Source organism: Defluviitalea raffinosedens (assembly GCF_016908775.1).
Lineage (GTDB): Bacteria > Bacillota > Clostridia > Lachnospirales > Defluviitaleaceae > Defluviitalea > Defluviitalea raffinosedens.
In genome coordinates, this window is sequence record NZ_JAFBEP010000001.1 from 182,094 (window position 1) to 198,157 (window position 16,064).

At 37.5% G+C, this 16,064-nt stretch carries 26 protein-coding genes; all 26 read right to left on the bottom strand.

Features of this window, described 5'->3' with window-relative positions:
- Positions 1 to 26: 26 nt before the first annotated feature.
- A complete protein-coding gene (gene rpmD, locus JOD07_RS00870) occupies positions 27 to 209 on the bottom strand; it encodes a 50S ribosomal protein L30 (RefSeq protein ID WP_158739785.1) in 183 nt (60 codons plus the stop codon).
- 12 nt (positions 210 to 221) lie between these two features.
- On the bottom strand, positions 222 to 731 hold the full coding sequence (gene rpsE, locus JOD07_RS00875; protein WP_158739786.1) for a 30S ribosomal protein S5: 510 nt from the start codon (positions 729 to 731) through the stop codon (positions 222 to 224).
- 16 nt (positions 732 to 747) lie between these two features.
- Positions 748 to 1,116, bottom strand: a complete 369-nt coding sequence (gene rplR / locus JOD07_RS00880) for a 50S ribosomal protein L18 (RefSeq protein ID WP_158739787.1) — start codon at positions 1,114 to 1,116, stop codon at positions 748 to 750.
- A 21-nt stretch (positions 1,117 to 1,137) separates the two neighbouring features.
- Positions 1,138 to 1,674 (bottom strand): 50S ribosomal protein L6, encoded by a 537-nt coding sequence (gene rplF / locus JOD07_RS00885; RefSeq protein WP_158739788.1) that lies wholly within the window; start codon positions 1,672 to 1,674, stop codon positions 1,138 to 1,140.
- Positions 1,675 to 1,723: 49 nt separating this feature from the next.
- Positions 1,724 to 2,125, bottom strand: coding sequence for a 30S ribosomal protein S8 (gene rpsH / locus JOD07_RS00890; RefSeq protein ID WP_204611656.1), 402 nt, complete (start codon positions 2,123 to 2,125; stop codon positions 1,724 to 1,726).
- A gap of 23 nt (positions 2,126 to 2,148) precedes the next feature.
- Positions 2,149 to 2,334: a type Z 30S ribosomal protein S14 gene (locus tag JOD07_RS00895; RefSeq protein WP_158739790.1), complete on the bottom strand. Its 186-nt coding sequence runs from the start codon at positions 2,332 to 2,334 to the stop codon at positions 2,149 to 2,151.
- Positions 2,335 to 2,350: 16 nt separating this feature from the next.
- Positions 2,351 to 2,890, bottom strand: coding sequence for a 50S ribosomal protein L5 (gene rplE, locus JOD07_RS00900; RefSeq protein WP_158739791.1), 540 nt, complete (start codon positions 2,888 to 2,890; stop codon positions 2,351 to 2,353).
- 21 nt (positions 2,891 to 2,911) lie between these two features.
- Positions 2,912 to 3,235: a 50S ribosomal protein L24 gene (rplX, locus tag JOD07_RS00905; RefSeq protein WP_158739926.1), complete on the bottom strand. Its 324-nt coding sequence runs from the start codon at positions 3,233 to 3,235 to the stop codon at positions 2,912 to 2,914.
- A 19-nt stretch (positions 3,236 to 3,254) separates the two neighbouring features.
- The gene (rplN, locus tag JOD07_RS00910) at positions 3,255 to 3,623 is read right to left on the bottom strand and encodes a 50S ribosomal protein L14 (protein ID WP_158739792.1); all 369 of its coding nucleotides are present in this window, start codon (positions 3,621 to 3,623) and stop codon (positions 3,255 to 3,257) included.
- A 27-nt stretch (positions 3,624 to 3,650) separates the two neighbouring features.
- Positions 3,651 to 3,908 (bottom strand): 30S ribosomal protein S17, encoded by a 258-nt coding sequence (gene rpsQ / locus JOD07_RS00915; protein WP_158739793.1) that lies wholly within the window; start codon positions 3,906 to 3,908, stop codon positions 3,651 to 3,653.
- Positions 3,909 to 3,935: 27 nt separating this feature from the next.
- A complete protein-coding gene (gene rpmC / locus JOD07_RS00920) occupies positions 3,936 to 4,139 on the bottom strand; it encodes a 50S ribosomal protein L29 (protein WP_158739794.1) in 204 nt (67 codons plus the stop codon).
- Entirely contained in the window at positions 4,129 to 4,569 is a 441-nt protein-coding gene (gene rplP, locus JOD07_RS00925; protein WP_158739795.1) for a 50S ribosomal protein L16, read from the bottom strand. The genes rpmC and rplP overlap by 11 nt, the downstream gene beginning before the upstream one ends.
- Positions 4,569 to 5,228, bottom strand: a complete 660-nt coding sequence (rpsC, locus tag JOD07_RS00930) for a 30S ribosomal protein S3 (protein WP_158739796.1) — start codon at positions 5,226 to 5,228, stop codon at positions 4,569 to 4,571. Before rpsC ends, rplP begins: the two co-directional genes overlap by 1 nt.
- 11 nt (positions 5,229 to 5,239) lie before the next feature.
- Positions 5,240 to 5,626: a 50S ribosomal protein L22 gene (gene rplV, locus JOD07_RS00935; RefSeq protein WP_158739797.1), complete on the bottom strand. Its 387-nt coding sequence runs from the start codon at positions 5,624 to 5,626 to the stop codon at positions 5,240 to 5,242.
- A gap of 24 nt (positions 5,627 to 5,650) precedes the next feature.
- Positions 5,651 to 5,935, bottom strand: coding sequence for a 30S ribosomal protein S19 (gene rpsS, locus JOD07_RS00940; protein ID WP_158739798.1), 285 nt, complete (start codon positions 5,933 to 5,935; stop codon positions 5,651 to 5,653).
- 52 nt (positions 5,936 to 5,987) lie between these two features.
- Positions 5,988 to 6,821 (bottom strand): 50S ribosomal protein L2, encoded by an 834-nt coding sequence (rplB, locus tag JOD07_RS00945; RefSeq protein ID WP_158739799.1) that lies wholly within the window; start codon positions 6,819 to 6,821, stop codon positions 5,988 to 5,990.
- 57 nt (positions 6,822 to 6,878) lie between these two features.
- Entirely contained in the window at positions 6,879 to 7,178 is a 300-nt protein-coding gene (gene rplW / locus JOD07_RS00950) for a 50S ribosomal protein L23 (RefSeq protein WP_158739800.1), read from the bottom strand.
- A complete protein-coding gene (gene rplD / locus JOD07_RS00955) occupies positions 7,178 to 7,792 on the bottom strand; it encodes a 50S ribosomal protein L4 (protein WP_158739801.1) in 615 nt (204 codons plus the stop codon). Before rplD ends, rplW begins: the two co-directional genes overlap by 1 nt.
- 28 nt (positions 7,793 to 7,820) lie before the next feature.
- On the bottom strand, positions 7,821 to 8,453 hold the full coding sequence (gene rplC / locus JOD07_RS00960) for a 50S ribosomal protein L3 (protein WP_158739802.1): 633 nt from the start codon (positions 8,451 to 8,453) through the stop codon (positions 7,821 to 7,823).
- Positions 8,454 to 8,562: 109 nt separating this feature from the next.
- The gene (rpsJ, locus tag JOD07_RS00965) at positions 8,563 to 8,874 is read right to left on the bottom strand and encodes a 30S ribosomal protein S10 (RefSeq protein ID WP_158739803.1); all 312 of its coding nucleotides are present in this window, start codon (positions 8,872 to 8,874) and stop codon (positions 8,563 to 8,565) included.
- Between the two features lie 409 nt (positions 8,875 to 9,283).
- The gene (gene tuf, locus JOD07_RS00970) at positions 9,284 to 10,477 is read right to left on the bottom strand and encodes an elongation factor Tu (RefSeq protein WP_204611659.1); all 1,194 of its coding nucleotides are present in this window, start codon (positions 10,475 to 10,477) and stop codon (positions 9,284 to 9,286) included.
- A gap of 79 nt (positions 10,478 to 10,556) precedes the next feature.
- Positions 10,557 to 12,647 carry an elongation factor G gene (gene fusA, locus JOD07_RS00975; RefSeq protein ID WP_204611661.1) on the bottom strand — a complete coding sequence of 697 codons (2,091 nt, stop codon included), beginning with the start codon at positions 12,645 to 12,647 and terminating at the stop codon, positions 10,557 to 10,559.
- A 132-nt stretch (positions 12,648 to 12,779) separates the two neighbouring features.
- Positions 12,780 to 13,250: a 30S ribosomal protein S7 gene (gene rpsG, locus JOD07_RS00980; RefSeq protein WP_158739806.1), complete on the bottom strand. Its 471-nt coding sequence runs from the start codon at positions 13,248 to 13,250 to the stop codon at positions 12,780 to 12,782.
- Positions 13,251 to 13,400: 150 nt separating this feature from the next.
- On the bottom strand, positions 13,401 to 13,814 hold the full coding sequence (gene rpsL, locus JOD07_RS00985) for a 30S ribosomal protein S12 (protein WP_158739807.1): 414 nt from the start codon (positions 13,812 to 13,814) through the stop codon (positions 13,401 to 13,403).
- 13 nt (positions 13,815 to 13,827) lie between these two features.
- Positions 13,828 to 14,067, bottom strand: coding sequence for a ribosomal L7Ae/L30e/S12e/Gadd45 family protein (locus tag JOD07_RS00990; RefSeq protein ID WP_158739808.1), 240 nt, complete (start codon positions 14,065 to 14,067; stop codon positions 13,828 to 13,830).
- Between the two features lie 182 nt (positions 14,068 to 14,249).
- Positions 14,250 to 15,770 (bottom strand): methyl-accepting chemotaxis protein, encoded by a 1,521-nt coding sequence (locus JOD07_RS00995; RefSeq protein WP_158739809.1) that lies wholly within the window; start codon positions 15,768 to 15,770, stop codon positions 14,250 to 14,252.
- Positions 15,771 to 16,064 lie beyond the last annotated feature (294 nt).

Consider the following 16,064-nt stretch of genomic DNA (forward strand, 5'->3'; position numbering starts at 1 on the left):
GGCACCTCCTTTAAAGTCTTATTTTCTTATATTTCTTCAACCTTTACGAGATGAGAAATTCTGTTAATCATTCCACGAATGGCTGCATTGTCTTGGTGTTCAACTGTTTTATGCATTTTTGTAAGGCCTAAAGCTTGTGCAGTAAGCTTTTGCTTAGGTTTTGCGCCAATTGTGGATTTCACTAATGTAATTTTTAATTTATTGGCCATCGCAATTCCTCCTTATCCCAGAAGTTCTTCTAATGTTTTACCACGTAACTTTGCAACGTCTTCTGGATTTTTAAGATTTTTTAGAGCTTCGATCGTTGCATTAACAACGTTTCTCTTATTATTGGAACCCAAGGATTTTGTTCTAATATTGCGAATTCCTGCTAATTCAAGTACCGCACGAGCTGGACCACCTGCAATAACTCCAGTACCTTCAGCAGCGGGTTTTAATAATACTCTCGCACTGCCAAATTCTCCTATAAATTCATGAGGAATACTGTCATTTTTATCTCTTGGAACATAGATTAAGTTTTTCTTTGCATCCTCTATAGCTTTTCTGATTGCATCAGGAATTTCAGTTGATTTTCCTAATCCAGCACCTACATAGCCGTTTTCGTCACCAACAACTACTAAAGCAGAGAATCGGAAGTTTCGTCCACCTTTAACTACCTTGGTAACCCTTTTAATTGTAACTACTCTTTCTTTTAAGTCCAAATTGCTTGCGTCAATTTTAGTTCTAGGCATCTTTTTCCCTCCTTTACTAGAATTGTAATCCAGCTTCTCTAGCTGCATCAGCTAATGCTTTTACTTTTCCGTGATATATATATCCTCCACGATCGAATACCACTTCAGTAACACCTTTATCTAAAGCTCTACGAGCAACTATTTCGCCTACTAGCTTAGCTGCCTGCACATTATTGGTTTTTTCGAGCTGTTTCGCAATATCTTTTTCCAGTGTTGATGCTGCAACTAATGTAGTTCCTTTAACATCATCAATGATTTGTGCATAGATATGTTTATCACTTCTAAATACGGATAATCTGGGTCTTTCGGTTGTGCCATGGATTTTCTTACGTATTTTTAAGTGTTTCTTTGCACGAACTTCAGAACGAGATTCTTTTCGAATCATGTGGATTTCACCCCTTTTCTATTACTTACCGGTTTTACCTTCTTTTCTTCTGATCACTTCGTTTTCATATTTGATTCCTTTACCTTTATAAGGTTCTGGAGGACGTTTGAATCGAATTTCGGCTGCATATTGGCCAACTTTTTCTTTATCGATTCCACGAACGATGATTTTATTTCCGTCTACTGTGCTTTCAATACCTTCAGGATCTTCCATTTCAACCGGATGAGAATATCCTAAGGATAAGATTAATTTCTTTCCTTGTTTTTGTGCTCTGTATCCTACACCGTTGATTTCCAATACTTTAGAGAATCCATTTGTTACTCCCTCTACCATATTGGCAACCAGTGTTCTTGTTAAACCATGTAGTGCTTTGTGCTTTTTAAGATCACTTGGTCTTGTTACTACTACTTGATTATCTTCAACCGCTACATTGATTTCAGCGGATAATTGTCTTTCTAAGGTTCCTTTTGGCCCTTTTACGGTTACAAGATTTCCATCACCAACTTTTACTTCTACACCTGATGGAATTGTAATCGGTAATTTACCAATACGTGACATGGTTGCACCTCCTTAAGCTTATTACACTCTCATCATTATTCATATTTTATTACCAAATAAATGCAACAACTTCTCCACCAACGCCTAATTTTCTGGCATCTCTGTCAGTTAATAAACCTTTGCTTGTAGAGATGATTGCTGTTCCAAGCCCACCTAATACTCTAGGCAGTTCATCTTTACCAGCAAATACTCTAAGGCCTGGTTTTGAAATTCTTTTTAAACCGGAAATAACTTTTTCATTTTTGTCTTTTCCGTATTTTAATGTGATACGAATTGTAGCTTTTGCGCCATCTTCAATGATTTCGTATCCTCTAATATATCCTTCGTTTAATAATATATCTGCAATCGCCTGTTTCATTTTTGATGCAGGTATATCTACTGTATCATGTTTTGCGATATTGGCATTTCTGATTCTTGTGAGCATATCTGCAATTGGATCACTCATTGTCATTGAATGTACCTCCTTCCCCTTTTTTACCAGCTAGCTTTTTTAACACCTGGAATTTGACCTTTATATGCTAATTCTCTAAAGCAAATACGACATACACCAAATTTTCTCAAGTATGCATGAGGTCTTCCACAGATTCTGCAACGATTGTAAGCTCTTGTTGAATACTTTGGCTTACGTTGTTGCTTAATCACCATAGACTTTTTTGCCATTCGTTACCCTCCTTTTTTACTTTCTAAATGGCATTCCAAACAATCTCAACAATTCACGAGCTTCTTCGTCCGTGTTTGCTGTGGTAACAAAAATAACGTCCATACCTCTTACTTTATCAATCTTATCGTATTCTATTTCAGGGAAAATCAATTGTTCTTTGATTCCTAATGCATAGTTCCCTCTTCCATCGAATGAATCAGGGCTAACTCCTCTGAAGTCACGAACACGAGGCAACGCCAAGTTGATTAAACGATCAATGAAATCATACATTCTTTCTCCACGGAGTGTTACTTTACATCCGATAGGCATTCCTTCACGGATTTTGAATGCTGCCACTGACTTTTTAGCTTTTGTTACTACAGGTTTTTGTCCTGCAATAAGAGTTAAATCGCTTACAGCAGCTTCAAGCACTTTTGGATTGTCTTTTGCTTCTCCAACTCCCATGTTGATGATCACTTTTTCAATCTTGGGCACTGCCAATTTATTTTTATATCCGAACTTTTTCATCATTGCATCTACAATTTCGTTTTCATACATTTCTCTTATTCTACTCAAAGCTTACCCTCCTTCCGATGCTTAATCAATCACTTCGCCAGTAGATTTTGCAACTCTATAGCGAACTGCTTTCTGACGTCCGTTTCTTTCTTCCATTACTACTTTAACTCCCAATCTTGTAGGCTTTCCGTTATGCACATACATTACATTGGAAACATGAATAGGACCTTCTTGGTGAATAATTCCGCCCTGTCCCATTGGATTAGCTTTTTTATGCTTTGTGATCATATTAACGCCTTCTACGATTACACGGCCATTTTTACGGTCAACATGCAGTATCTTGCCTTCTTTTCCGGCGTCTTTTCCAGTAATCACTCGAACTGTATCGCCTTTTTTAAGTCTAATTTTCACTCAAAACACCTCCTTATAGTACTTCTGGTGCCAAGGATAATATCTTCATAAATTTCTTTTCTCTTAATTCTCTTGCTACTGGTCCGAAAATACGAGTTCCCCTTGGATTCTTATCTTCTTTGATAATAACTGCTGCGTTATCATCAAATTTAATGTAGGAACCATCTGGTCTTCTAACTTCCTTAACAGTTCTAACTACAACAGCTTTAACAACGTCGCCTTTCTTTACAACACCACCGGGTGTTGCATCTTTAACTGAAGCAACGATTATATCTCCAACACTCGCATATCTTACTTTGGATCCGCCCAAAACTCGGATACATAAAAGTTCTTTTGCTCCGGTGTTGTCTGCAACATTTAATCTGGTTTCTTGTTGAATCATAATATACCCTCCTTTCGAGTCGAGACATTATTTTGCTTTTTCTACGATCGATACTAATCTCCATCTCTTGTCTTTGGACAGTGGTCTTGTTTCCATAACTTTTACGCGATCGCCAACTTTGCATTCATTATTTTCATCATGCGCTTTTAATTTATATGTTCTCTTCACGATTTTTCCATATAAAGGATGCTTAACATTATTCTCAACAGCTACAACTATGGTTTTATCCATCTTATCGCTGACTACTTTACCGATTAATGTTTTGCGAAGATTTCTTTCTCCCACAGTGAATTCCTCCTTCCGTAACAATCATTATCCATTGGAACGTTGTGTAATGATTGTTTGAATTCTTGCAATGTTTTTTCTCACTTCTCTGATTCTTGCTGTATTGTTTAATTGATTGGTTGCATTTTGAAATCTTAAGTTGAACAATTCCTTCTTAGCAGAAACTAATTCTAACTGTAATTCTTCTGACGTTTTATTGCGTAATTCTTCTAAATATACATTACTCTTCACTACTATCACCGTCCATTTCTTGTTCTGCACGTGATACAATTTTACATTTAATTGGCAACTTGTGCATTGCAAGACGTAAAGCTTCTCTTGCAGTTTCTTCTGCTACTCCTGCAAGTTCAAACATTACTCTGCCTGGCTTTACTACTGCTACCCAATATTCCGGAGAGCCTTTTCCTTTACCCATACGAGTTTCTGCTGGTTTTTGTGTGATCGGTTTGTCAGGGAATATTTTAATCCAAACCTTACCGCCACGTTTAATATATCTTGTCATTGCGATACGAGCAGCTTCTATTTGATTGGAAGTGATCCAACTTGGTTCTTCTGCTACAAGTCCGAATTCACCATAAGTGATTTTGTTTCCACGGGTTGCTTCACCTTTCATACGCCCACGGAATTGCTTACGGTGTTTTACTCTTTTAGGCATTAACATTATTCATCGCTCCCTTCCTTTTTAGCTCTTTGAGGAAGAATTTCACCTTTGTAAATCCATACTTTTACGCCGATCTTACCATAAGTTGTATTTGCTTCTGCAAATCCATAGTCAATATCCGCTCTTAATGTTTGCAGAGGAATAGTTCCTTCATGGTAATGTTCTGTACGAGCAATTTCAGCACCAGCTAAACGGCCGGAACATGCTACTTTGATTCCTTTTGCGCCAGCTTTCATTGCTCTTCCCATTACTTGCTTCATTGCTCTTCTGAAAGAAATACGGTTTTCTAATTGAAGTGCAACGTTTTCTGCTACTAATTGCGCATCAACTTCTGGTTTCTTAACTTCAACAATGTTAATCATTACTTTGCTTTCTGTTAATTTTTGAAGCTCATTGCGCAAGTCTTCAATAGAAGCTCCTCCCTTACCAATTACAATACCTGGTTTGGAGGTATGAATATGCACTTTTACTCTTTCTGCCGCTCTTTCTATTTCAACATTGGAAATTCCAGCTTCATATAATTTATTTTTAACATAAGTTCTTAACTTATTATCTTCTATTAATAAATCGGCAAAATTCTTCTTTGGTGCGTACCACTTGGCGCTCCAGTCTTTAATTATACCGACTCTTAAGCCGTGGGGATTAACTTTTTGTCCCATACCTTACCTCCTTATCTTTCATTGAGTACAATAGAAATATGACTGGTGTGTTTCTCTATACGATATGCCCTTCCTTGCGCTCTTGGGCGGATTCTCTTCAATTTTGGTCCTTGGTTTGCATATGCTTCTTCTACATAAAGTTTGGAAACATCCATTCCATAATTGTTTTCTGCATTTGCTACCGCGGATTTTAATACCTTTTCAATGATTCTTGCAGCATATCTTGGAGTATATGCAAGGATAGCAAGCGCTTCTCCTGCTCCTTTACCTTTTATTGTATCAAGAACAATTTTCGCTTTTGTTGCAGATACTCTTGCATATTTTACATGTGCCTTAGGTCTTGTATCTCTATTTTCGTTTCTCGCTCTTTTGATTTGACTTCTATGTCCTTTAGCCATGAAGCGACCCTCCTTCCATCAAAATTAACGTACCTTTGATCTCTTTTCAGCGTCTTTTCCGTGTCCTCTATAGGTTCTTGTTAACGCAAATTCTCCTAATTTATGACCAACCATGTCTTCTGTAATGTATACAGGAACATGTTTTCTTCCATCATGAACAGCAATTGTATGTCCAACCATTTGTGGGAAAATTGTTGAACGACGAGACCAAGTCTTTATAACCTTTTTCTCTCCGCTTTTGTTCATTGCATCAATTGCTTTTAACAGATGGTCATCTGCAAAAGGTCCTTTTTTAAGGGATCGACCCATAAATGCTCCTCCTTCCGATTTCAAGCTTATATTAAGCTATAAAAATCTAAATTTACTTTTGACCTCTTCTACGAATAATTAATTTATTTGAAGGTTTATTTTTCTTTCTTGTCTTGAATCCAAGTGCTGGTTTACCCCATGGAGTAGATGGTCCTGGACGTCCGATAGGTGCTTTACCTTCTCCACCACCGTGTGGATGGTCATTAGGGTTCATTACAGATCCACGAACAGTAGGACGGATTCCCATGTGACGTTTTCTTCCTGCCTTACCGATATTGATAAGTTCATGATCAAGATTTCCTACTTGTCCTATGGTTGCTCTACAAGTGATTGGAATCAGTCTTGTTTCTCCAGAAGGTAATTTAATTGTTGCATATTTGCCTTCTTTAGCCATTAATTGCGCAGCTGTTCCTGCAGAACGAACAAGCTGTCCACCTTTTCCTGGTTTCATTTCAATGTTATGAATGGTAGTACCAACAGGAATAAATTGCAGAGGAAGTGCATTACCTACACGAATTTCTGCATTTTCTCCATTCATAATTTTGTCTCCTACCTTTAAGCCGTTAGGAGCTAAGATGTAAGCTTTTTCACCGTCAGCATAGTGTAAAAGCGCGATGTTTGCTGTTCTGTTTGGATCGTATTCGATGGCTGCTACTCTTGCAGGAACTCCATCCTTATTTCTCTTAAAATCGATGATTCTATATTTTGTTCTAACTCCGCCTCCACGATGGCGAACTGTTATTTTTCCTTGATTATTTCTACCTGAATGTTTTTTCAAAGATACCACTAATGATTTTTCGGGAGTGGTCTTTGTAATTTCTTCAAAGGTAGACGAAGTCATTTGTCTTCTTGAAGGGGTATATGGATTGTATTTTTTAATACCCATCGTATTCACTCCTTTCAACTTCTATACACGTTCCCTGGTGTTTCTTCAACTCATTAACTACATTCCTTCAAAAAAGTCAATTTCTTTACTATCTGCTGTTAATTTAACAATTGCTTTTTTGGTTTTTGCAGTTTTACCAAAGGTCATTCCTCTTCTTCTGATTTTTCCGTCTTGATTAATTGTGTTAACTTTTTCTACTTTTACACCTTCAAACATTCTTTCTACAGCATCTTTTACCTGTGTTTTGGTTGCTGATGGATGCACAAGGAAGGTGTATTTTTTTTCTGCCATTTGATTCATACTTTTTTCAGTGATAACTGGTTTCAAAATGACATCATAATATTTCAAATCTGCCATTATGCATACACCTCCTCGATATTTTGCAACACATCTTTGGAAACAACAAATGTATCATATTTTAAAATATCATATACATTTATGTTATTTACAGAGATTGTTTTTACATCTGGAATGTTTCTTGCTGATAACACTACGTTTTTATCATCATTTACGATTAATGCTTTAGTTAATTTCAGGTTGTCTAAAACCTTTTTCATTTCTTTAGTTTTGATTGCATCTAATTTTAATTCATCTAAAACGATAAATTTATTTTCTTGTACTTTGCTGGTTAACGCAGATTTAAGCGCTAATCTTTTTACTTTCTTATTTAATTTGAAAGAATAGTCTCTTGGCTTTGGAGCAAATACAACACCGCCACCAGTCCATTGTGGTGCACGAATGGATCCTTGTCTTGCTCTTCCTGTTCCTTTTTGTCTCCAAGGCTTTCTTCCGCCTCCACGTACTTCTGCACGAGTCTTAGCACTTTGTGTACCTTGTCTTTGGTTTGCTAAGTACTGTACTACTGCAGCATGAAGCACATGTTCGTTTACTTCTACTCCGAAAATAGCATCATTTAATTCGATTTCTCCAACTTGCTGTCCGCTCATATTATACACAGCAACTTTAGCCATTATAGTTCCTCCTTTCTCACAATGTCAACTATGCGTTTTTAACACTGTCTTTTACTAATACGATTGACTTTTTAGGTCCGGGAATCGCACCTTTAATAAGAAGCAAATTCTTCTCAGCGTCTACGCGTACCACTTCAAGATTTTGAACAGTTACTTGTACAGCGCCCATATGTCCTGGAAGTTTCTTTCCTTTAAATACTCTTGATGGGAAAGAACTTGCTCCCATTGAACCCGCAGCTCTGTGATATTTAGAACCGTGTGCCATGGGTCCTCTATGTTGGCCATGTCTTTTAATAGCACCTTGATATCCTTTACCTTTAGAAATACCAGTTACATCAACTTTTTCTCCAGCAGCGAAGATATCTGCTTTGATTTCACTGCCTACTTCGTAGCTACTGATATCTTCCAAACGGAATTCTTTTAATTTTCTTTTTGGCGCTACGCCAGCTTTTTCAAAGTGGCCTTTCATTGGCTTATTCACATGCTTTTCTTTAGCATCAACAAATCCAACCTGGATTGCATTGTATCCGTCGTTTTCAACAGTCTTCTTCTGAACCACTACACAAGGTCCTGCTTCTAAAACGGTAACAGGAATTAATTTGCCATCTGCATCGAAAATCTGAGTCATACCAATTTTTCTTCCTAAAATAGCTTTCTTCATTATTACACCTCCTATTAATCTACAGCGGATTGTACATTCATACAATCATCCTAGATAGATTCAATATCTTGGATTTTATATCTTTGATGCTGAATCTATTTCCGAAAACTTATTTTACATCTACTTTAATATCTACGCCTGCAGGCAAGTCAAGGCGCATTAAAGCATCTACAGTCTTAGGTGTTGGAACAACAATATCGATCAATCTCTTGTGAGTTCTCATTTCGAATTGTTCTCTGGAATCTTTGTATTTGTGAACCGCTCTTAAAATAGTAATCACTTCTTTTTTAGTTGGCAATGGAATAGGTCCACTTACTTTTGCCCCAGTCTTTTTAGCTGTTTCAATAATTTTTTCAGCTGATTGATCGATTAACTTGTGATCATACGCCTTTAAGCTAATTCTAATTTTTTGATTTGCCATAAAAAAAGTCCCCTCCTTTTCGCACTTTTAGTTTAGTACGACAAGTGGTGACTGCACACTCATCCGGGTGTATCTAATAATACACAAATGCATTAAAAATGCAATTCCCTCGATATGGTACAGTGACCTTGTCGCCCCGTTTCTTGAACTGGACATTGCTCAGTGAAAATTATCCCGCTTTTGCGGCAACCTTTCACATCATCGCTCTCAATGTCACAACATTAATGAGTATACAATAAAATCCTTTGCATTGCAAGGGTTTTTTTCATTAATTCCTTTTTTTCTACTAGAAAATTTACCCATGCTCGTAAAAAAAACTTAATTATTTGACTAAAATTGAAGAAGCTTGTTTATCTTCTTCGTTAATTGAAAAAATCACATCCCAAATGGGATGTGATTTTATATTATATTATTCAATAATTTCTACTACGGAACCAGCACCAACTGTTCTACCACCTTCACGGATAGCGAAACGAAGTCCTTTTTCCATAGCAACTGGTGCAATAAGTTCAATTGTCATTTCAATGTTATCACCAGGCATGCACATTTCAACGCCTTCTGGTAAAGCGATAACACCTGTAACGTCTGTTGTTCTGAAGTAGAACTGTGGTCTGTAGTTTGCGAAGAATGGAGTATGACGTCCACCTTCTTCTTTCTTAAGAACGTAAACTTGTGCTTTGAATTTTTTATGAGGTGTAATAGATCCTGGTTTAGCTAAAACTTGTCCTCTTTCAACTTCATCTCTTTGAACACCACGAAGAAGTGCTCCGATGTTGTCACCAGCTTGCGCTTGATCTAATAATTTACGGAACATTTCTACTCCAGTTACAACTACTTTTCTGGATTCATCAGAAAGTCCTACGATTTCAACTTCGTCTTGTACTTTAAGCACTCCACGTTCTACTCTACCAGTAGCAACTGTTCCACGTCCTGTAATGGAGAATACGTCTTCTACAGGCATAAGGAATGGTTTGTCAACATCTCTTTCTGGAGCTGGGATGTAAGAGTCAACAGCTTCGAATAATTCAAGAATTTTGTCTCCCCATTCGCTGTTTGGATCTTCTAATGCTTTAAGAGCAGATCCTCTGATTACTGGGATTTCATCTCCTGGGAATTCATATTCATTTAATAATTCACGAATTTCCATTTCAACTAAGTCAAGTAATTCTTCATCGTCTACCATGTCACATTTATTCATGAATACTACGATGTAAGGAACGCCTACCTGACGGGAAAGAAGAATATGTTCTCTTGTTTGAGCCATAGGACCATCAGTTGCAGCAACAACGATGATAGCACCGTCCATTTGAGCTGCTCCTGTGATCATGTTTTTAACGTAGTCAGCGTGTCCTGGGCAGTCAACGTGTGCATAGTGACGGTTTGGAGTTTCGTATTCTACGTGAGATGTAGAAATTGTGATTCCACGTTCTCTTTCTTCTGGAGCTTTGTCAATATTATCGAAAGCTACAGCTTCACCTAATCCATATCTAGCATGAAGAGTCTTTGTAATTGCTGCTGTTAATGTTGTTTTACCATGGTCAACGTGTCCGATTGTACCAATGTTAACATGGGGCTTTGTTCTTTCAAATTTAGATTTTGCCATTTTAAATTATCCTCCTTTTATTTGCTTAACATCAATATTAATTATATTTGAAGTCTTTCTTTATTTCAAGCCTTTTATGCTATTCAGCCTTTGATCTACCGGCTACTACTTTATCCTGAATGCTCTTTGGCACTGGCTCATAGTGATGGAATTCCATAGAATATACACCACGTCCTTGAGTCTTGGAACGAAGGTCTGTCGCATATCCAAACATTTCAGCCAATGGCACAAATGCATGGATAACTTGAACACCGTTTCTTGCTTCCATTCCTTCGATTCTACCACGGCGAGAGTTAAGGTCACCTATAACATCTCCCATGTATTCTTCAGGAACAGTAACGTCAACTTTTTCAATAGGTTCAAGAAGAACTGGATTACCTTTTTTCATAGCTTCTTTAAATGCCATGGAACCAGCAATCTTAAACGCCATTTCAGATGAGTCAACTTCATGGTAAGATCCATCGTATAATATAGCCTTAATACCAAGTACAGGATATCCACCTAAAATACCACTTTGCATTGCTTCCTGAATACCATTATCAACTGCTGGGATGTATTCTTTTGGAATAGCTCCTCCAACAATCTTGTTTTCAAATTCGTAAGTTTTTTCGCTATTAACATCCATTGGCTCAAATCTAACTTTACAGTGTCCGTATTGTCCACGTCCACCAGATTGTCGAACGAATTTTCCTTCAACATCTGCAGCTGCCTGAATGGTTTCTTTATAAGCAACTTGTGGTTCACCAACATTTGCTTCTACTTTAAATTCACGAAGCAGACGGTCAACAATAATTTCAAGGTGAAGTTCTCCCATTCCTGAAATAATGGTCTGTCCTGTTTCTTTATCGGTGTAAGTTCTAAATGTTGGGTCTTCTTCTGCAAGTTTAGAAAGGGCAATTCCCATTTTTTCCTGACCTGCTTTTGTTTTTGGTTCAACCGCAACAGAAATAACAGGCTCTGGGAATACCATGGATTCTAAGATAACAGGATGTTGTTCATCACAAAGGGTATCTCCTGTTGTTGTGAATTTTAATCCAACTGCTGCCGCAATGTCACCGGAATATACTTTATCAATTTCTTCACGGTGATTTGCATGCATCTGCAGGATACGACCGATTCTTTCTTTCTTGCCTTTTGTAGAGTTAAGTACATAAGAACCGGAGTTCATTGTACCAGAATATACTCTAAAGAATGCAAGTTTTCCAACATAAGGGTCGCTCATAATTTTAAATGCTAATGCTGAGAAAGGCTCTTCATCGGAAGAATGTCTTTCGATTTCTTCCTCTGTACCTGGAATTACCCCTTTAATAGATGGGATATCCGTTGGTGCAGGAAGGTATTCTACTACAGCATCTAATAGTCTTTGAACTCCCTTATTCTTATACGCAGAACCGCAAAGTACAGGAATGATTTGTACATTGATTACTGCTTTTCTAAGAGCTGCTTTTAACTGTTCCTCAGTTAATTCTTCTCCTTCAAGATAAAGCATCATCAATTCTTCATCGGTTTCAGCAATTGCTTCAACCATTGCCATTCTGTACTCTTCTGCTTGTTCTTTCATGTCTTCAGGAATCTCTTCTTCTGAAATGTCTTTTCCTAAATCATCTTTATAGATGTAGGCTTTCATTTTCATTAAGTCGATAATTCCTGTAAAAGTTTCTTCTTTACCAATTGGTAATTGAATTGGCACTGCATTGGCATTTAATCTTTCTTTCATCATTGCCACTGCATTGTAAAAGTCGGCTCCCATAATATCCATCTTATTTACGAAAGCCATACGTGGAACATGATATTTGTCAGCTTGACGCCATACAGTTTCTGATTGAGGTTCTACGCCACCTTTTGCACAGAACACACCAACAGCACTATCTAATACACGAAGAGAACGTTCAACTTCAACGGTGAAGTCAACGTGACCAGGTGTATCAATAATATTAATACGATTACCTTTCCATTGGCAAGTTGTTGCTGCAGAGGTGATCGTGATACCTCTTTCTTGTTCTTGTTCCATCCAGTCCATAGTTGCAGTGCCTTCATGGCTTTCACCAAGTTTATGGGTACGACCGGTATAAAATAAAATACGCTCAGTTAATGTTGTTTTTCCCGCATCAATATGAGCCATAATACCAATATTTCTGGTACGTTCAAGCGGGAATTCTCTTCCTGCCAAAGTTACTCCTCCTTTGGTAATATCTACTTATCTATTTCTTTACTTCGGTAGTTTTTACTGTTTTTTAACTTTTATGCACATCTACAAAGAATCCAATTTCTATGTAGAGTAATGATATACTTTCGTATATCATTACCATCTGTAGTGTGCAAATGCTTTGTTGGCTTCTGCCATTTTGTGTGTATCTTCTTTTTTCTTAACAGCTCCGCCTGTATTGTTAATAGCATCCAAGATTTCTGCTGCAAGACGATCTGTCATTGTCTTTTCACCGCGTTGTCTAGCATATAACACTAACCAGCGAAGTCCTAATGTTTGTCTTCTGTCAGGTCTTACTTCTACTGGTACTTGGTATGTTGCTCCCCCTACACGACGAGCTTTTACTTCTAAAACAGGCATAATGTTGTTTAATGCTTCTTCGAATGCTTCTAAAGCATCTTTACCTGTTTTTTCAGCTATTCTTTCAAATGCGCCGTATACGATTTTTTGAGCAACTCCCTTTTTCCCGTCAAGCATTACATTGTTAATTAACTTTGTAACAACCTTGCTATTGTACAAAGGATCAGGCAGTACTTCTCTTTTTGAAACATGTCCTTTACGTGGCACGATTCTTCCCTCCTTAATAATGGATTAATTATCTCATCGGTACTCGTACAAAATGTACGTTACGTGCTCCAGGTCCGCTACATCTATATTATAACCGCTTCACGCAGAGTTATATCTGTATCCGTCTGGGCACTTTATGTCTTAAACGACTTATTTTTTAGGTCTCTTTGCTCCGTATTTGGAACGGCCTTGTTTTCTGTTTGCTACTCCAGCTGTGTCTAATGTACCACGAATGATGTGATATCTTGTACCAGGAAGGTCTTTTACTCTTCCGCCTCTGATAAGAACAACGCTATGCTCTTGGAGGTTGTGTCCTTCTCCAGGAATGTACGCTGTTACTTCGATTTGGTTAGTAAGACGTACCCTCGCAATTTTACGAAGAGCTGAGTTTGGTTTCTTTGGTGTAGCTGTTTTAACAGCTGTACAAACTCCTCTCTTTTGTGGAGCAGAAAGATTCGTTGCTTTCTTCTTTAAGGAGTTGAATCCTTTTTGAAGCGCTGGTGCAGTTGATTTTTTCTCAACTGTTTTTCTTCCTTTACGTACTAACTGATTAAATGTGGGCATGCTTTACACCTCCTTACTTAATAACTACTGCTGCCGCAGTTTTTACTTCTACATTGCATGCTTTACCCAGTTCTGCCATGGTTTCTACCATGACGATCGGTACATTACGCTCTTTTGCGAGCTCCAGAACTCTGCGCACTACGCGCTCGTCTGCATCTTTAGCAACATAAACAACCTCAGCTTGATTATTCTCTAATACTTTGGCTGTTTGCTTTGCTCCTACTACTTTTTGATGTGTTTTTAGTCTGTGCACATAAATCCCCCTCTCAGGTTCATTTTTATGTGGGAAATCATATCATAATATGATTTTTAAACACACACTGATGAATTTTATCACTTAGCAAGAAAAATGTCAAGGTAATATTGAATTTTCCAGTTTTTGCGATACCTTGGTATATCACATAATATGCTGAGAGTGTGGAAGCTTCTCACGTTCTAGAATCTGCATAGCAGGTCGATACAAAGTACATAAGTTTCCTGATCTGCAGCTTTATAAGCAACTGATATCGTCTTGCACAAGTTGCCCGTGGCCTTTGAAATATATTCAAGAGAAGTATACCATTCTTCCTGATTTTTCATAGCCTGACGGAAGTATTTTTTGGAGCTATAGTCGTCTCCAGGCATTGCCGGTTTAAAGTTTTCATCCTGCTCCACCTGGATTTTTGGATTCATAATCGTATGACTTACTTGTTTACCTGATCCATTAATGACATACAGACATTCAATATCATTAAGGTTTTCAATTTCTGCCTTCAGGATCACATCGATTGTCTGTGTAGTCGTTGCATTAAATAATTTTGATACGAGTCTGGTAACCAGTTCTCTTGTGAATATTTCTTCCGTTTTCTTATCAATGACAGCTACTTTTTTGTCTCCCTTTAACCGGTATCGTTGAAGAACTTCTTTCAAATGAGTAGAAATATTCGACAAGGTCATTGCCCCTGCACTATTTTCTTCGGCATAAGCTGCACTACTTTGTACCCCTTCTGAAATATTTGTAATGATCACAGAAGTTTCTTTGAGGTTTTCTGCCTGAATATTAGACAAATCTGCTATTTGCTTACAGAGGCCAGCTACCCCTTGAATCGAGTCATGTATGTTTTTAAAACTTTCTGCCGTCCTTTGCGTGATTTTTGCACTTTCATCGGCTGCAATTATACTGTTATTAATGAGTTGCGTAGTCTGACCAACCGCTTCAGTACTTTTCTGTGCCAGTTTGGTAATTTCTTTGGCAACTACTGAAAAACCTTGACCGGTCTCCCCAGCTCTTGCGGCTTCAATTGTTGCATTTAAAGCTAGCAATCTGGTCTGTTCGGCAATTTCATTAATTAATCCGATAATATGAGATATATCATCAATGGAAGACTTAACTTTATCTACAGAAGATAGCATCTGATCCATACAGTCTCTGCCGATTTCGGTTTCTCTTGTAATCGCTTCGACGGTCTGCGCGGCTGCCTTTGCATTGTCTGCATTAACTACCGTTTTGCTTGTAATATCATATATAGTTTCTGTCAAATCAGAAATCAAAGCTGCCTGTTCCGTCGTATTTTCTGCCAGGAATGAAGAACCCGTCTCAACCTGATTGCTCATACTGTCTATCTCCGTAGACAGCTTGTGAATCTCTTCGAAGGAGCAATTCAGAGAATGCCTGATTTTATGAAGAGCATTTTTAATGGGCAAAAAATCTCCCTGATAAACTACATCCTTTGAAAAGGAAACAGCCATATTCCCAGCCGACAAATGGGATAATATATGGGATATCTCATTGATATAAGAATTAAAGGTATTATTGATTTGATTAATTTCCTCTGCCAAATCTCCTAAAAAAGCAAATTGGTCTGTATCAATCTTGACATCCAGGTTACCATTACGCATTTGCTTTATATGGCTTCTAATGTGATCCGCTTCTTCTGAAATTATTCTTAATTCCTTATTATGTTTTCTCAGCCTCATATGCTCATTTCCCCCTTCTCATATCTATTTTAATAATTTTAATAATCTTTATTTTTCTGCTTATACACACCGCATTTTAGTACATTTTATAGTGTTGCCAATACCATATTCTTATGTTCAGAAAGCGTCCCCCATTAAACATGTAAAACTTACATGCATCAAATAATTGTAATTACATCATTTATTTTCCATCTTAAAAATCAAAAAAAGCAACCAGGTTTTAAGCCTCGTTGCTATTACTAATAAAATAACTATATATTACAAATTAACAATTGTCAAGAATATCACAATAAT

Coding starts and splice junctions, on each gene's coding strand:
- rplN (WP_158739792.1), bottom strand. CDS start 3,623: ATGATTCAACAAGAAACCAGATTAAATGTTGCAGACAACACCGGAGCA.
- rpmD (WP_158739785.1), bottom strand. CDS start 209: ATGGCCAATAAATTAAAAATTACATTAGTGAAATCCACAATTGGCGCA.
- rpsS (WP_158739798.1), bottom strand. CDS start 5,935: ATGGGTCGATCCCTTAAAAAAGGACCTTTTGCAGATGACCATCTGTTA.
- rplF (WP_158739788.1), bottom strand. CDS start 1,674: ATGTCACGTATTGGTAAATTACCGATTACAATTCCATCAGGTGTAGAA.
- tuf (WP_204611659.1), bottom strand. CDS start 10,477: ATGGCAAAATCTAAATTTGAAAGAACAAAGCCCCATGTTAACATTGGT.
- rplW (WP_158739800.1), bottom strand. CDS start 7,178: ATGGCAGATTTGAAATATTATGATGTCATTTTGAAACCAGTTATCACT.
- rplP (WP_158739795.1), bottom strand. CDS start 4,569: ATGTTAATGCCTAAAAGAGTAAAACACCGTAAGCAATTCCGTGGGCGT.
- rplV (WP_158739797.1), bottom strand. CDS start 5,626: ATGGCTAAAGGACATAGAAGTCAAATCAAAAGAGCGAGAAACGAAAAT.
- rplR (WP_158739787.1), bottom strand. CDS start 1,116: ATGATTCGAAAAGAATCTCGTTCTGAAGTTCGTGCAAAGAAACACTTA.
- rplB (WP_158739799.1), bottom strand. CDS start 6,821: ATGGGTATTAAAAAATACAATCCATATACCCCTTCAAGAAGACAAATG.
- rpsL (WP_158739807.1), bottom strand. CDS start 13,814: ATGCCCACATTTAATCAGTTAGTACGTAAAGGAAGAAAAACAGTTGAG.
- rpsE (WP_158739786.1), bottom strand. CDS start 731: ATGCCTAGAACTAAAATTGACGCAAGCAATTTGGACTTAAAAGAAAGA.
- rpsJ (WP_158739803.1), bottom strand. CDS start 8,874: ATGGCAAATCAAAAAATTAGAATTAGCTTAAAGGCGTATGATCACAAG.
- rpsH (WP_204611656.1), bottom strand. CDS start 2,125: ATGACAATGAGTGATCCAATTGCAGATATGCTCACAAGAATCAGAAAT.
- JOD07_RS00895 (WP_158739790.1), bottom strand. CDS start 2,334: ATGGCAAAAAAGTCTATGGTGATTAAGCAACAACGTAAGCCAAAGTAT.
- rplD (WP_158739801.1), bottom strand. CDS start 7,792: ATGGCTAAAGTTGCTGTGTATAATATGAGCGGACAGCAAGTTGGAGAA.
- rpsC (WP_158739796.1), bottom strand. CDS start 5,228: ATGGGACAAAAAGTTAATCCCCACGGCTTAAGAGTCGGTATAATTAAA.
- JOD07_RS00995 (WP_158739809.1), bottom strand. CDS start 15,770: ATGAGGCTGAGAAAACATAATAAGGAATTAAGAATAATTTCAGAAGAA.
- rplC (WP_158739802.1), bottom strand. CDS start 8,453: ATGAAGAAAGCTATTTTAGGAAGAAAAATTGGTATGACTCAGATTTTC.